Source organism: Erwinia sp. V71 (assembly GCF_965644245.1).
In the GTDB taxonomy this organism is placed as follows: Bacteria; Pseudomonadota; Gammaproteobacteria; order Enterobacterales; family Enterobacteriaceae; genus Erwinia.
This window is the reverse complement of record NZ_CBFFRK010000118.1, coordinates 1-13869: the sequence shown is the minus strand read 5'-3', so window position 1 is coordinate 13869 and position 13869 is coordinate 1. Positions and strand designations below refer to the sequence as shown.

Here is a 13869-nt window from a genome sequence, read left to right as displayed (position 1 = left end):
GGATAGCTTATCGGTAGCTAACCGTCCCTCCATCCACATGACCAAGCGTTGCACTTATTATCTGAATTCGCGACTGAGAAAAATCCTAATATTTATCGTTTGTAACTTGCTGTTTTTTCATTATTTGTTCTATATTCAAATTAAGAGAGAAGGGATATGCAGACTAAATGAGACTCCGGTAGCTTTATTGTTGCTACAATACATGACAGAGTAGTGCGTCTGAAGCAGTATCGTTTTATGTAAAATGCACTAAAAACGAGTACATACAGTTCTTTAGGGGATCCTAAGGGCGGTAGCGTGCTCAGATTATTCTGGTTTTTCTGGCATTTTTTCCTCTGTGATCTCTTTTTATCTGGCCTCACGATTTTCATTACTGGCCGATACTGAAACATCAAACGGGACAAGCGGTTTCTGCCCGATGAATCATCACAATATGGATGGCGTTGAATGCGAGCATCAATTACCGGGAGCGGTCGCCTGCTCATTGCTAAACTGAATCATAAAACACATCTTATAGCTTCTGGTTGCTATAAATCAGAAATCACCCGACGTCTGGCTGCACTCGATACGGTTATGACGTTCCAGCCTGATTATGTTATCAATGCTGCTGATTATTCTGTAGCAGATGGGCGCAGGGGAAAATCAAAGCCGCTCTCACCTTTAATCGTTACAGCCCGGCATATTTTGTCGTGGCTACTCGTCTGTGTAACTCCATTCTTCTCTGTCTCTTTGCTAAGGAAGGTGCGATTAATTCGATGGGAACCATTTTTTCGTCCTGTCATCGTATGGTAAATGAACAAAGAACCGCCCAAAACACTGAAAACGATAGATGAACGGCAATCATTGTAGTCATGAACAGAACTTTGAATGATTAAATCGCACCTTCCCTAAATATGTCTTTGACTGGCAGGGACTCGCCTGTCGGATAGAAAAATCAATATTATCATTAGGTTTATGCATTTTTTCTATCACTTAATTTCATAAACCAGTGTTTGTGATTTTTATACGTTTATTAAATGCTTTCTATAAGAATAAGATAATCATTTATATCTCTTTATGATGTGACGGAAAAAATATGATTAATGTTTTGCATTTTTTTAAGACTTACTATCCTAATACCTATGGTGGTATCGAACAGGTCATATTCCAGATTTGTGAAGGTGCAGCTCAGCATGGTGTGAATTCCATTGTTGAGTATGTTTCTCCCAGCGGGGATAGTGATATAGAATGCTTTCATCATCATAAAATTGTCCGCGATCATCAATTTTTTGATGTGGCTTCGACTCCTTTTTCAATCTCATCAATAAGGAAATTTAAAAAATTAGCGGAGTCGGCTGATATTATTCACTATCATTTTCCTTACCCATTTTCAGATGTGTTGCATTTCATTTGTGGGGTAAATAAACCTACCGTTGTCAGTTATCATTCAGATATTATCAAACAAAAATATTTGCTGAAATTATATAAGCCATTAATGAATAAATTTCTTGGCTCGGTAACAGCAATTGTCGCAACATCACCAAACTATTTGGCTACAAGCGAGACACTAAGAAAATTTGATTATAAAGCATCTGTTATTCCTATTGGGATAGATGAGAGTCACTATCGTGTCAGTGATAAAATAAATATAGAAAAGTGGCGTTCTTTCCTTCCTGAGCGTTTTTTCCTTTTTATAGGTAATCTGCGTTATTACAAGGGGTTGAATACACTTATCGATGCGATGGGAGAAAATGAAGATATTGATGTTGTTATCATTGGTTCAGGTCCGCTTGACAAAGAGTTAAAAGAAAAGGTTGCCGAAAGGAAAATTGATAACATCCATTTTCTGGGGGCGCTACCCGATGAAGATAAAAACACACTTCTTGAGCTATGCTACGGTATTGTCTTCCCTTCACAATTACGAACTGAAGCATTTGGCATTACTCTGCTGGAAGGGGCAATGTATGGTAAGCCTCTTATTTCTTGTGAAATTGGTACAGGCACCTCTTTCATCAATATTCACAGGGAAACTGGTCTGGTAATTAAACCTTCTGATCCGAAAGAACTGAGTAATGCGATGAAATTTATTTGGGAGAATAAGGATATATCACAGGAGATGGGGAATAATGCTAAAAAAAGATTTTTTGAGCTATTTACTGCCGATAAAATGGTAGGTAAGTATGTTGAGCTTTATAAAGAATGCTTAAAAAGTAACAAGTGACTCTATTGGGTGATTTTTATATTGCATGAGTTTTTAGTAATAGTACTGCTTTTTTTGATGTTTAACTCAGGTGGTTTTGTTTGGGGTTTAGTATGTGAGTGGGGCGATTCTTTCATTAATATGAAATGATAATAGAAGATTATATGTGTTTTTTTTGTTGGTAGCAAAGCGTGTATTTAATTACCTGAGTTGATAAATTCATAGCGATTCGATAGCCACTCCTTCGAATAAAATAAGGTCATGATATTATGTTACTACCTGTAATTATGGCTGGTGGTACTGGTAGCCGCCTGTGGCCACTTTCGCGAGAGCTCTATCCTAAGCAATTTATTTGCTTGCATGGTCAACAATCAATGTTGCAGGAAACACTGAATCGTCTCAGTGGTATTGACACACAAGAACCAGTCGTAATCTGTAATGAGGACCATCGTTTTCTGGTCGCAGAGCAGCTAAGGCAAATTAATCAGTTATCTAAAAATATCATTCTCGAACCTGCGGGGCGTAATACCGCCCCGGCAATCGCCCTTGCCGCACTGCATGCAATCAGACAGGGAGATGATCCGATTCTTCTGGTACTGGCAGCAGATCATGTTATCGAGAAAAAAGCTGCATTCCATGATGCAATCAGGAAAGCGGTTTCCTATGCCAAAAAAGGTAGCCTGGTCACATTTGGTATTGTCCCTGCAGGACCGGAAACAGGTTATGGATATATACAGCGTGGGGAACGATTACCCGGTGATGGCGTTTCATCTCCACATAAAGTATTACGCTTTGTTGAAAAACCCAGTCTGGAAGTAGCTGAAGAATACTTATTGTCAGGTGAGTATTACTGGAATAGTGGCATGTTTATGTTTCGTGCCACACGATATTTGCAGGAACTGGAAAAATTCAGACCCGATATTCTACAGTCTTGCCAGTTAGCGGTCGAAGGGATTAACCATCAGGGCGACTTTATCAATATTCAGGCTGAGCACTTTATCGACTGTCCGGATGAATCAGTTGATTATGCCGTAATGGAAAAAACAGAAGATGCCGTCGTCGTACCCTTAGATGCTGGCTGGAGTGATGTTGGTTCATGGGCTGCATTGTGGGATGTTAATGAAAAAGATGAGAATGGTAACCTGCTGAAAGGTGATACCTTTCTGCATAACACGCAGAACTGCTATATCAACACAGATGATCAGTTAGTCGCCACAGTTGGCGTTAATAATCTGGTTATTGTGAATACTAAAGATGCTGTACTGGTTGCGGAAAAAGACCAGGTTCAGGATGTAAAGCGTATAGTGGAGTTTCTTAAGGGAAAATGTCGTAGTGAATATCGCCGCCATCGGGAAACTTACTGGCCATGGGGACGCTGCGATCTTATTGTTCGAACTGACCGATTCAATGTGAATCGTATCACTGTAAAACCAGGAGAATCACTTCCACTCCAGATGCATTATCATCGCACTGAGCACTGGGTTATTTTATCTGGCACTGCTGAAGTGACTATCCAGGATAAAATTCAGTTACTGACTGAAAATCAATCTACCTTTATCCCCATCGGCGCCATCCATAAGCTTGATAATCCCGGGAAAATCCCACTGGAAATGCTGGAGATCCAGTCTGGTTCCTATCTGGGTGATGATGATTTTATTGAGATTAACTAATTATCGATATATCAGAAGGGACATATGACAGCATTAACATGTTTCAAAGCCTATGATATTCGTGGTGAGTTAGGCAAAGAATTGAATGACGATATTGCGTATCGCATTGGCCGGGCATACGGAGAATACTTATCGCCTAAAACAGTGGTGGTAGGGGGAGATGCTCGTTTGACGAGTGAATCTCTCAAGATGGCGCTGGCAGAGGGGTTAATGGATTCTGGTTCAGATGTTCTGGATATTGGATTAAGTGGTACCGAAGAAGTTTATTTTGCGACTTTTCATCTGGATCTTGATGGCGGCATTGAAGTGACGGCAAGTCATAACCCAATGAATTATAATGGGATGAAGCTTGTTCAACGAGGAGCACGCCCGATTAGCGGAGACAGCGGATTACGAGATATACAACGTTTCGCTGAAGAGAACAACTTTCCTCCGGTGAGTCCTCTGCAACGCGGTAATTATAAGAGGATATCTGTCCTCACGGCGTATGTCGATCACCTGATGAGTTATATCGATCTTAGCCACTTCACTCAACCTATAAAGATAGTTATCAACTCGGGAAACGGTGCAGCCGGTCATGTCATTGATGAAATTGAACAACGCTTTCATCAGGCAAGTACATCTGTGGAATTTATCAAAGTGCATCATCAGGCTGATGGGAATTTCCCTCATGGTATCCCAAACCCTCTTTTGCCTGAATGTCGGCAGGATACTGCTGATGCGATGCGACAACACCAGGCCGATATCGGTGTCGCTTTTGACGGTGACTTTGATCGCTGCTTCCTTTATGACAGTAAAGCTGAATTTATTGAGGGATACTATATTGTCGGCCTGCTTGCTGAAGCATTTTTGCAGAAATCACCAGGTGAAAAAATTATTCATGACCCACGTTTGACATGGAATACCGTTGATATTGTCAGTAAAGCTGGTGGTATTCCTGTAATGTCAAAGACGGGACACGCATTCATTAAAGAGCGCATGCGCAGTGAAAATGCAGTCTATGGTGGTGAAATGAGCGCTCACCATTATTTTAGGGATTTTTCATATTGCGATAGTGGCATGATTCCCTGGTTGTTGATCGCCGAATTGTTATGTATCAAACGCGCCCGATTGTCAGACATTCTCACCCAACGGATAAGCTTGTTTCCGTGTAGTGGAGAAATAAATTATCGCGTTGATGATGTAAATAAGACTCTGGAGCGAATTAAATACTTGTATGCAGATGGTGCAAAATGCATAGAGTATTTGGATGGTGTAAGTATTGAATATGAAAATTTTCGATTTAATGTTCGTGCTTCTAATACGGAACCACTCCTGAGACTGAATGTCGAGGCAAGGAATAGTAGTGAGTTATTAAGAGAAGAAGTCAATAAACTCGATCGAGTTATTAAATCATAGTGCTGGGCTTGCAGAAGAATATTGGAGAATATAGATGAAAAAAGTTGCTTTGATTTCCGGAGTAACTGGTCAGGATGGTTCTTATCTTGCCGAATTCCTTTTGGAAAAGGGTTATGAAGTTCATGGGATTAAGCGTCGTTCATCACTCTTTAATACACAGCGTGTTGATCATTTGTATCAGGATCCTCATGAAGAAAATGTGAAATTCAATCTTCACTATGGTGACCTGACGGATACATCTAACCTCACCCGTATTATTGCTGAAGTGCAGCCTGATGAAATTTATAATTTAGGTGCACAATCACATGTTGCTGTTAGCTTCGAATCACCAGAATATACTGCCGATGTTGATGCTATCGGTACTCTGCGTTTACTCGAATCGATACGTTTCCTTGGGCTGACACAAAAAACGCGCTTTTATCAGGCATCAACGTCTGAATTGTATGGCCTTGTTCAGGAAACCCCCCAAAAGGAAACTACCCCTTTCTATCCCCGCAGCCCGTATGCTGTAGCTAAAATGTATGCTTACTGGATTACGGTGAACTACAGAGAATCATATGGTATGTATGCCTGCAATGGCATTTTGTTTAACCATGAGTCTCCTCGTCGCGGTGAGACATTTGTGACTCGCAAAATTACACGTGGTTTGTCCAATATTGCGCAAGGTCTGGAAAAATGCCTGTATATGGGCAATCTTGATGCTATGCGTGACTGGGGGCATGCTCGTGATTATGTCAAAATGCAGTGGATGATGCTGCAGCAGGAAAAGCCAGAAGATTTCGTTATCGCGACAGGTGTGCAATATAGCGTGCGTGATTTTATTAGAATGTCTGCTGCTAAATTGGGTATTGAACTGGAGTTCACTGGTTCTGGTGTTAATGAGAAAGCAGTTGTTGTCAAAGTGAATGGCAATAATGCACCGGCACTGAAAGCTGGTGATGTCATAGTTTGCATCGACCCTCGTTATTTCCGTCCGGCTGAAGTAGAAACATTACTTGGTGATCCTGGTAAGGCAAAAGCCCTTTTGGGTTGGGTTCCTGAAACGACTCTGGAGGAAATGATCGATGAAATGGTTGCTCATGACCTACAGAAAGCTAAGCAGTTTGCATTGTTGAAATCTAACGGTTTTGACGTCAACGTCAGTGTTGAATAAACAGAAAAGAATAAAAAGAGCTTACAAATAAGCTCTTTTATTTATTTGAGCTATTATCTATGTTAAATGATCTAAAGTCAGCTTTAAAAAATCCAGAGTTATGGATGGTTTTATCCTGGTATGATATTAAGCAGAGATATAAACGTTCGACGCTTGGTCCATTTTGGGTCACAATCAGTACTGCTGTTTTAGTTGGAATGCTGAGTCTGTTATGGTCAACGTTATTTAAGCTGGATGTAAAGGATTATCTCCCTTTTTTCTGCATAGGTCAGGTATTCTGGACTTATATATCCAGCCAACTGACTGAGGCTTGTACTGGATTCGTGCAATTCGATTATATAATAAGGCAGTCAAAAGTTTCTTTTACATCTATAATGCTAAGGATACTAAGCAGAAATATTATTGTTTTTCTGCATAACTTCATCATCATTTTTTTTGTTATTACGTTTGTTGGTCCGGGATGGAGTTATACTGCGCTTTTCTCTGTCATTGGATTTGTTCTATTGTCATTGTCATTGGTTTCTCTGTCTATTATTCTTGGCATTGTTTGTACAAGATTCAGAGATATACAAATGATTATCCAAAACATCCTTCTGGTCAGTTTTTACTTTACTCCAATTATGTGGAAAACAGATCAGCTGAATGCACAATGGCTGTATTGGGTTCAATTTAACCCATTGGTTCATTTCTTTAATATTATTCGTGAACCAATCCTGGGCCATTTTCCTGATGAAAAATCGATGGTTATCTCTGTTGCGATCACTATGATTCTTTTTGTTCTGTCAATGTTTACTCTTAACAGGGCTAAAAATAAAATTGCATATTGGCTGTGATATATGAATAAAATAATCGAAGCGGTAAACGTTAATGTCGAGTTTCCGATATATTCATCGTCACAAAGAAGTTTGAAAAAAATTATTTTTAAACGTACTGTTGGCGGTGGATTTGACGATACTACCCATCATGTGACCGTTAAAGCATTAAATAACGTTTCTTTTGATATCTATGAGGGTGAACGGGTTGCTTTGATTGGGCACAACGGCGCAGGGAAAACAACCCTTTTGCGCGTTTTGGCTGGTGTTTACCATCCATCATCAGGACATATGAATATCGAAGGAGATGTGGTCTCCCTCATTGATATGGCGATGGGGATGGATAGTGAGGCGACAGGATTACAAAATATTTATATCCGTGGCATTCTGCTTGGTTTACGGAGAAAGGAAATTGCGAAGCATATTGACTACATTGTTGAGTTCAGTGAGTTAGGTGATTATATTCATCTTCCTGTAAGAACATATTCCAGTGGTATGTTATTGAGGCTCGCCTTTTCGATCATTTCTGTCCTTAATCCCAGTGTATTATTAATGGATGAATGGTTGACGGTTGGTGATGCTGAGTTTAGAGAGAAAATGGGTAAAAAACTTGAAGAGATGATAAACAATACATCTGTTCTGGTGCTTGCTTCTCATTCGAAAGACATTATCAAAAAATATTGCAATAAATTCTTTCTACTACAAAACGGATGCGTAACAGAACTCAAGCTTTCTGAGGTAGACAATCATTTATAATGGTGAACAGAATGAACAGGTCTGGTAAGATCTTAATCACGGGGGCAGGCGGAGTGTTGGGGTATGGATTACTCGATGCTTTGGCGGTAAATGGTTATGAAAACGTACTAACACCTGATCGCAATGAGATGAATTGCCTTAGCGAGGAGAGTGTCACTGATTACTTTACCCAACATCAGCCAGAATATGTGTTTCATCTGGCATCCCTTGTTTATGGCCTGAGGGGAAATCTGGATAATCAGCTAAAATCTATCTCTAATAATACAATTATTAATCAGAATGTTATTTGTTCCTGTCATCAGTTTAATGTAAAGAAAATATTTTTTGCAGGTACAGTTGCGTCTTATCCTTTCCCCTATGTGAAGCTCCCTCTTGATGAAAATGATCTGATGTCTGGTGAGCCTCACGGTGGCGAGTATGGGTATGCTATGGCAAAAAGGCATGCGCTAGCTTATCTGAAGATATTAAACAAATACCATAATGTTGACTATTGTTATGGGCTTTTTACCAACCTGTTCGGCGCAAATGACAAGTTTGATTCCATTAATGGGCATGTGATTCCTTCACTCATCGATAAAGCATACAACAGTATTAAGAATGGCGATAATAAGCTCATAGTATGGGGGAGGCCAGAGACAACACGCGATTTTTTGCATAATAAACAAGCGGGACTTGCTGCTTTGCATGCGATGAACAATATAACTGGTACAGTGAATATTGCCAGTGGTGTTGAAACATCGATGGGTGATATTGTAAGTTCAATTATCGAATATTATGATGGTAAAATAACTTCAGTATGGGATGAAAATGCACCGATAGGCATACCGAAGAGAAGTGTTGCAGTAAAAATTTTGCGTGATTCAGGGTTTGAACCTGATTTTAACTTGAGTGAACAAATTTCGGATACCATTTCATGGTATGAGAATAATATTTCCAGAGTAAGAAAATGAAAAAAATAGCGATAGTTTCGAGCTTTTCAGATAGCTGTGGTAATGCTTATTTTACTAAGATTTTAATGGATTCGATGATTGCCAGTGGCGTTCACGTTGAATGTCTTAGTCTGAATTTGTTACTCACGCAGTCGGTTAACTCTGACGTGAGAAAGAAGGCGGATAAGCATATTGATGACATATGTAATAAGCTTAAGAGTTTTGATGGGGTTAATATACAGTTCGAAGCTGGTCTTTACGGGACTGTCCCGGCAGATATTATCAAACGCACACTTAAGCTGGCGTCAGCCAATCCTCATACAAGTGTGACATTACACAGTCCTCGTCTGGTCAGTTATAGTGCTTCGCAACGAGAAGCTATTAAAAACTTACTGAAGCTACGCGTTAAAACAGCAATAAAAATGTACTTCAATGAGCTAAGACGAAATGTTTCTTCAAAAATTAATGCTAAAATAATTAAATCACTTATCAAAAACAACATTAATATTATTGCTCACACTATCAGGGCTCAGGAACAAATAGGGCTATTTTTTAACTATGATAATGTACATGTTCATCCTCTGAAAATTGTTGATGATTCGCATGAAACATCGTTCGAATTACTTAATGGCATAAAAGAGAAGTATAAAATAAAACAAAATGATAAAATAATTGGTATGTTCGGTTTCGTGAATGAATATAAGGGTCATTCACTGGCGATCAAGACGCTTTCCTGTTTACCAAAAAGTTACAAGCTCATGTTCTTTGGCAGACAACACCCACAGACTATCAAAAATAATGAACTGGTCAACAAGTATATATCATCATTACAGCACCAGTCGTATGCTGACGGCGTATCAGATCGTGTGTTCTTCATGGGCGAGTACGACAACGAAGACTTTATTAACCTTGCCGGCTCTGTTGATTATGTTTGGCTCCCTTATGTAGAAAATGGGCAGGATGGATCAGGTATTGCCTCTATTTGTATGGATGTGTCAAAGCAAGTGCTGTGTTCTTCATCATTTGCATTTGATGAATTGTTTCGCCTGATTCCTGACTATAATAATTATGCTCGTTTTGATATTGGGAACTATCTTGAATTGTCAAGCAAGACGTTATATTTTATGCCATCGAAGTCAAAAATATTGACTGGCGATGAAAAAAAATACACCTTGCGATCACAGGCTGAACTCTATATAAAATTATCTAGCGAATAAATAAATTCATATTCGCTTTATCTTTTTTATTTATCGGCTGGCTCTGATGGGACTATAACCTGTTGGAGCCTCCAGTAATATTTTCTTTATTGCAGTAACATCGAAATCGTGGCAGCTGATGTCAAGTTTTTTTAACAAATTATTCATTTCATACCAGTTTAATTTTTCCTCTCTCGCTGTCATGATTTTTTCATGACGAGTGCCTTCTACATTGTCACCTATTAATAACTCTTCGTAGAGTTTCTCTCCTGGGCGTAGTCCGGTAAATTTGATGGCAATGTCTCCTTCTTCGCCTTGTCCTTCAATGTAACTCTTCATACCCATCAAATTGATCATTCTGCGAGCCAGATCGAGGATCTTGATTGGATCTCCCATATCCAGCACAAACACCTGACCGGTTTTTCCCATCGCTGCGGCCTGAATAACTAACTGAGCTGCTTCAGGAATTAGCATAAAATAGCGGATGATTTCCGGGTGGGTTACGGTTACGGGGCCACCTTTTCGTATCTGATTCTTGAATAAAGGCACTACCGAACCCGAAGAACCCAGCACATTACCAAAGCGCACCATCGTAAAGACCGTCTCGCATTGTTTTTCTGCCAGAGCCTGTAGCAGTAATTCTGCGAGCCGTTTACTGGTGCCCATAACGTTCGTTGGACGGACGGCCTTATCGGTCGAAATAAGGGTAAAGTTTTCCACCCCTTCTTCAATTGCTGCTTCAGCGCAAGCCAGAGTACCGAAAACATTATTGCGGATACCTTCAATAATATTGTCCTCTACTAGCGGTACATGTTTGTAGGCAGCAGCATGGTAAATCGTTTCCACCTTATGTGCCCGAATCAGCTTCTGCACCCGGTTCTTTCTCTGTACTGAACCCAGTGCAGCCACGATCTGAGTATTGAGTTGCAGGCGTTGCTTAATGGCCTGGAGCTCCTGGTCGATGCTATAAAGATTGTATTCATTGAGCTCAAACAGCAGCAAGATGCGCGGGCGTTGTATCAGGATTTGTCGGCACAGCTCAGAGCCTATGGATCCCCCTGCTCCGGTAACCATCACTGATTTATTGAAAATATTCTGAGCCATCAGCTCCTTATCGGGTTCAACCGGTTCGCGGCCGAGAAGGTCGGCGATTTCTAAATCGCGGATTTCAGTTGCTGTTGCACGTCCGATAGCAATGTCTTCTACCGACGGTACAGATTGTACTTCAATTGGCCAGTGGGACAGCGTTTCCAGAAGCCTCAGCCGCTCGCCTTTTTTAATGTTGTTGATCGCAAGCAGCAATTTAACGGGGCTATAGAGCGGCCTCAGCTTTTCAAACTCGTCACTGTTATGAACTCTGATGCCACAGATGATTTGCCCGATCTTTTCTTCGTCGTCATCCAGAATGACAACAGGATGGTATTCATCCCCCTGAATCAGGGCATGAACCAGTTCTCTTCCGGTAGCACCTGCGCCATAGATAAAAATGTTAGGTTTCTGGCGCTTATAGTAATGATAATAAAATGTGCGTAGCAGGACGCGCGGGCTGCCAAGCGCTAGTGTCGCGATGCCAGCATAGATAAATGGTACGCTGCGTGGCACAAAGGACTGGAAAAAGAAACTGCTGATGGCCAGGCTTATGGCTGACAGAAAGACTGACAGGAAGACATTGCCGATTGCTGGCAGCATCATATAGCGTAACACCGCGCGATACATGCCACAGCGAATGAATACCGCAATGGTGATGGACAATGTGACCAGTACGCTTGAGATCTCTGCGACACCGACAGGAAAATGCCAGGTTCCCAGACGAACCGCAACGGCCAGATAAAGTGAAGTAACTAGAGCAACTACATCGTACAGTATGGTCAGAATGCGCTTGTTTCTGCGTTCTGTCGTCAGGAAAAACAGAATAATATTGAGCATCTGTGGCCTGAATGTCCTTGTAAGACAACGAGTTGAATATCCTGTTCGGATAGTGTAGTCGGCTGGTGAATGCTTCGCCAGTTGTGAAACTCTTAATTTCTGTCAGGTCATCTCCAAGGTACTCTCAGAATCTGTGCAGAGGAAGGGAATAACATTGAAAATTTTGGTAACAGGTAGTGGAGGATTTGTGGGTTCCCGGGTTGTCACGCTGGCGAACAGGCAGGGTATCGAATGTATTCTGCATGGCCGAGAGAGCGGCTACGGAGGCGATAGCGCGATATTTCGCGCTAATCTGGGTGCGGCAACAAACTGGATGCCCGCTCTGGCAGGTGTGGACGCAGTGGTGCATTGCGCGGCCAGAGTGCATCAGATGCAGGATAGCGAGAATACGCTGCATCGTTACCAGAAAACGAATGTCGACGGCACGCTGCAACTGGCAAGGCAGGCGGCACTGGCTGGAGTGAAACGTTTTGTTTTTCTCAGTTCTGTCAAAGTGAATGGTGAGTCCACGTTACCTGGGCGACCATTTCAGCCTCCTGTTTCGCGCATACCGCAAGACCCCTACGGACGCAGCAAATATGAAGCCGAGCAGGGGTTGCTGCAACTGGCACAAGAAACCGGGCTGGAAGTCGTGATCATTCGCCCTCCACTGGTCTACGGACCGGGAGTGAAAGCAAATTTCCATACGATGATGCGCTGGGTTTCTCAGGGGATCCCTTTGCCGCTGTCCTCGGTCCATAACCAACGCAGTCTGGTGTTTATTGATAATTTAGTTGATCTGATCCTGCTTTGCCTGCGCCATCCTGTGGCGGTCAAAAACGTGTGGCTGGTGTCGGATGATCATGATGTCTCTACGGCTGATTTGCTGGCGGATATGGCGGTGGCACTGGGCGTGTCGTGTCGTAGCTGGCCATTACCCCCGGTTATCCTGCAAACGGTGGCGAGGTTATCTGGTAAATCGGCGGTTGCTGAACGTTTGCTGGGGTCGCTGCAGGTTGATATCAGTGCAACCCGGCGGCTGCTAGGCTGGCGGCCTGTAGTCCCTTATGATCAGGCGCTGGCTATGACGGCACAGGCATTTCTGGCAGAAAAAGCGGGTATTGACACCGCCAGTGATAAAGAAGGTAAGTGACATTATGTACCGTGTACTGGATTTTTCTTTGGCTCTTATTGGCTTGCTGTGTCTGTGGCCACTCATGTTGATTGTTTATATCGTTGGCATGCTGGACACCGGTTCACCGATTTTTGTTCAGCAACGTGTCGGGCAGCATCAGCGCCCGTTTAAACTCATCAAGTTCCGAACTATGGCTGTCACCACTGAATCTGTGGCGACGCATCTTGCCAGCCGTCACGCAGTAACCCGATTAGGGCGTTTTTTACGTAAGACCAAACTTGATGAGTTGCCGCAGCTGATTAATGTGTTGCGTGGCGAAATGAGTCTGGTGGGGCCGCGCCCCTGTCTGTTTAATCAGCATGAGCTGATTGCCACCCGTGAGCAGCGAGGCGTGTTTCAGGTGCTGCCGGGTATTACCGGGCTGGCACAGATCAATGCGATTGATATGTCTACGCCGGAGAAGCTGGCGGAATGGGATCAGCGAATGATCAGCAGCATGAGCATCCGCAATTATTTTCTTTATCTGCTTTGTACAGCAGTGGGGGGCGGTGCTGGAGATCGTATTCGCTAGTCTGACAGCACCTCAGGCAGCGATTGCACGCAGACGTGAATCAGGTGGCGCGCATCGCCACCATCTGTGACTGGCGGATTCAAGTTCAAAGTGCAACGCTAAGCCGCCTGTCTTAACTCTGCAAAGACCACTGAAGGCTGCCGGAACCCGAGGCATTTTCTTGGC

The 13869-nt window shown here is 42.3% G+C and carries 12 protein-coding genes; 11 read left to right on the top strand and 1 reads right to left on the bottom strand.

The window, feature by feature from the left end; translation table 11 throughout:
- Nucleotides 1–447 precede the first annotated feature (447 nt).
- The 9 genes from ACSZO1_RS18405 (at nt 448) to ACSZO1_RS18365 (ending at nt 10114) form a co-directional block, all read left to right on the top strand.
- The gene (locus ACSZO1_RS18405) at nt 448–792 is read left to right on the top strand and encodes a hypothetical protein (protein WP_437615210.1); all 345 of its coding nucleotides are present in this window, start codon (nt 448–450) and stop codon (nt 790–792) included.
- Nucleotides 793–1075: 283 nt separating this feature from the next.
- Nucleotides 1076–2200: a glycosyltransferase family 4 protein gene (locus ACSZO1_RS18400; protein WP_437615208.1), complete on the top strand. Its 1125-nt coding sequence runs from the start codon at nt 1076–1078 to the stop codon at nt 2198–2200.
- Nucleotides 2201–2448: 248 nt separating this feature from the next.
- Nucleotides 2449–3849: a mannose-1-phosphate guanylyltransferase/mannose-6-phosphate isomerase gene (locus tag ACSZO1_RS18395; protein WP_437615206.1), complete on the top strand. Its 1401-nt coding sequence runs from the start codon at nt 2449–2451 to the stop codon at nt 3847–3849.
- Nucleotides 3850–3873: 24 nt separating this feature from the next.
- Nucleotides 3874–5247: a phosphomannomutase CpsG gene (locus tag ACSZO1_RS18390; RefSeq protein WP_437615204.1), complete on the top strand. Its 1374-nt coding sequence runs from the start codon at nt 3874–3876 to the stop codon at nt 5245–5247.
- 34 nt (nt 5248–5281) lie between these two features.
- Nucleotides 5282–6400 carry a GDP-mannose 4,6-dehydratase gene (gene gmd / locus ACSZO1_RS18385; RefSeq protein WP_437615202.1) on the top strand — a complete coding sequence of 373 codons (1119 nt, stop codon included), beginning with the start codon at nt 5282–5284 and terminating at the stop codon, nt 6398–6400.
- Between the two features lie 59 nt (nt 6401–6459).
- A complete protein-coding gene (locus ACSZO1_RS18380; protein ID WP_437615200.1) occupies nt 6460–7233 on the top strand; it encodes an ABC transporter permease in 774 nt (257 codons plus the stop codon).
- 3 nt (nt 7234–7236) lie between these two features.
- Nucleotides 7237–7968 (top strand): ABC transporter ATP-binding protein, encoded by a 732-nt coding sequence (locus ACSZO1_RS18375; RefSeq protein WP_437615198.1) that lies wholly within the window; start codon nt 7237–7239, stop codon nt 7966–7968.
- A gap of 11 nt (nt 7969–7979) precedes the next feature.
- Nucleotides 7980–8918 (top strand): GDP-L-fucose synthase family protein, encoded by a 939-nt coding sequence (locus ACSZO1_RS18370; RefSeq protein ID WP_437615196.1) that lies wholly within the window; start codon nt 7980–7982, stop codon nt 8916–8918.
- Nucleotides 8915–10114: a hypothetical protein gene (locus ACSZO1_RS18365; RefSeq protein WP_437615194.1), complete on the top strand. Its 1200-nt coding sequence runs from the start codon at nt 8915–8917 to the stop codon at nt 10112–10114. The genes ACSZO1_RS18370 and ACSZO1_RS18365 overlap by 4 nt, the downstream gene beginning before the upstream one ends.
- Nucleotides 10115–10144: 30 nt before the next feature.
- Here ACSZO1_RS18365 and ACSZO1_RS18360 read toward each other — a convergent pair whose 3' ends face one another.
- Complete coding sequence (locus tag ACSZO1_RS18360; protein ID WP_437615192.1) at nt 10145–12019, bottom strand: polysaccharide biosynthesis protein; 1875 nt, start codon at nt 12017–12019, stop codon at nt 10145–10147.
- Nucleotides 12020–12152: 133 nt separating this feature from the next.
- On the opposite strand from ACSZO1_RS18360, the gene ACSZO1_RS18355 reads away from it, so the two are divergent.
- On the top strand, nt 12153–13151 hold the full coding sequence (locus tag ACSZO1_RS18355) for a UDP-glucose 4-epimerase family protein (RefSeq protein WP_437615190.1): 999 nt from the start codon (nt 12153–12155) through the stop codon (nt 13149–13151).
- Nucleotides 13152–13155: 4 nt separating this feature from the next.
- Nucleotides 13156–13704: a sugar transferase gene (locus ACSZO1_RS18350; protein ID WP_437615188.1), complete on the top strand. Its 549-nt coding sequence runs from the start codon at nt 13156–13158 to the stop codon at nt 13702–13704.
- The last annotated feature ends 165 nt before the right edge of the window (nt 13705–13869 follow it).

Coding starts and splice junctions, on each gene's coding strand:
- ACSZO1_RS18395 (WP_437615206.1), top strand. CDS start 2,449: ATGTTACTACCTGTAATTATGGCTGGTGGTACTGGTAGCCGCCTGTGG.
- ACSZO1_RS18390 (WP_437615204.1), top strand. CDS start 3,874: ATGACAGCATTAACATGTTTCAAAGCCTATGATATTCGTGGTGAGTTA.
- ACSZO1_RS18350 (WP_437615188.1), top strand. CDS start 13,156: ATGTACCGTGTACTGGATTTTTCTTTGGCTCTTATTGGCTTGCTGTGT.
- ACSZO1_RS18405 (WP_437615210.1), top strand. CDS start 448: ATGCGAGCATCAATTACCGGGAGCGGTCGCCTGCTCATTGCTAAACTG.
- gmd (WP_437615202.1), top strand. CDS start 5,282: ATGAAAAAAGTTGCTTTGATTTCCGGAGTAACTGGTCAGGATGGTTCT.
- ACSZO1_RS18400 (WP_437615208.1), top strand. CDS start 1,076: ATGATTAATGTTTTGCATTTTTTTAAGACTTACTATCCTAATACCTAT.
- ACSZO1_RS18380 (WP_437615200.1), top strand. CDS start 6,460: ATGTTAAATGATCTAAAGTCAGCTTTAAAAAATCCAGAGTTATGGATG.
- ACSZO1_RS18365 (WP_437615194.1), top strand. CDS start 8,915: ATGAAAAAAATAGCGATAGTTTCGAGCTTTTCAGATAGCTGTGGTAAT.
- ACSZO1_RS18370 (WP_437615196.1), top strand. CDS start 7,980: ATGAACAGGTCTGGTAAGATCTTAATCACGGGGGCAGGCGGAGTGTTG.
- ACSZO1_RS18375 (WP_437615198.1), top strand. CDS start 7,237: ATGAATAAAATAATCGAAGCGGTAAACGTTAATGTCGAGTTTCCGATA.
- ACSZO1_RS18360 (WP_437615192.1), bottom strand. CDS start 12,019: ATGCTCAATATTATTCTGTTTTTCCTGACGACAGAACGCAGAAACAAG.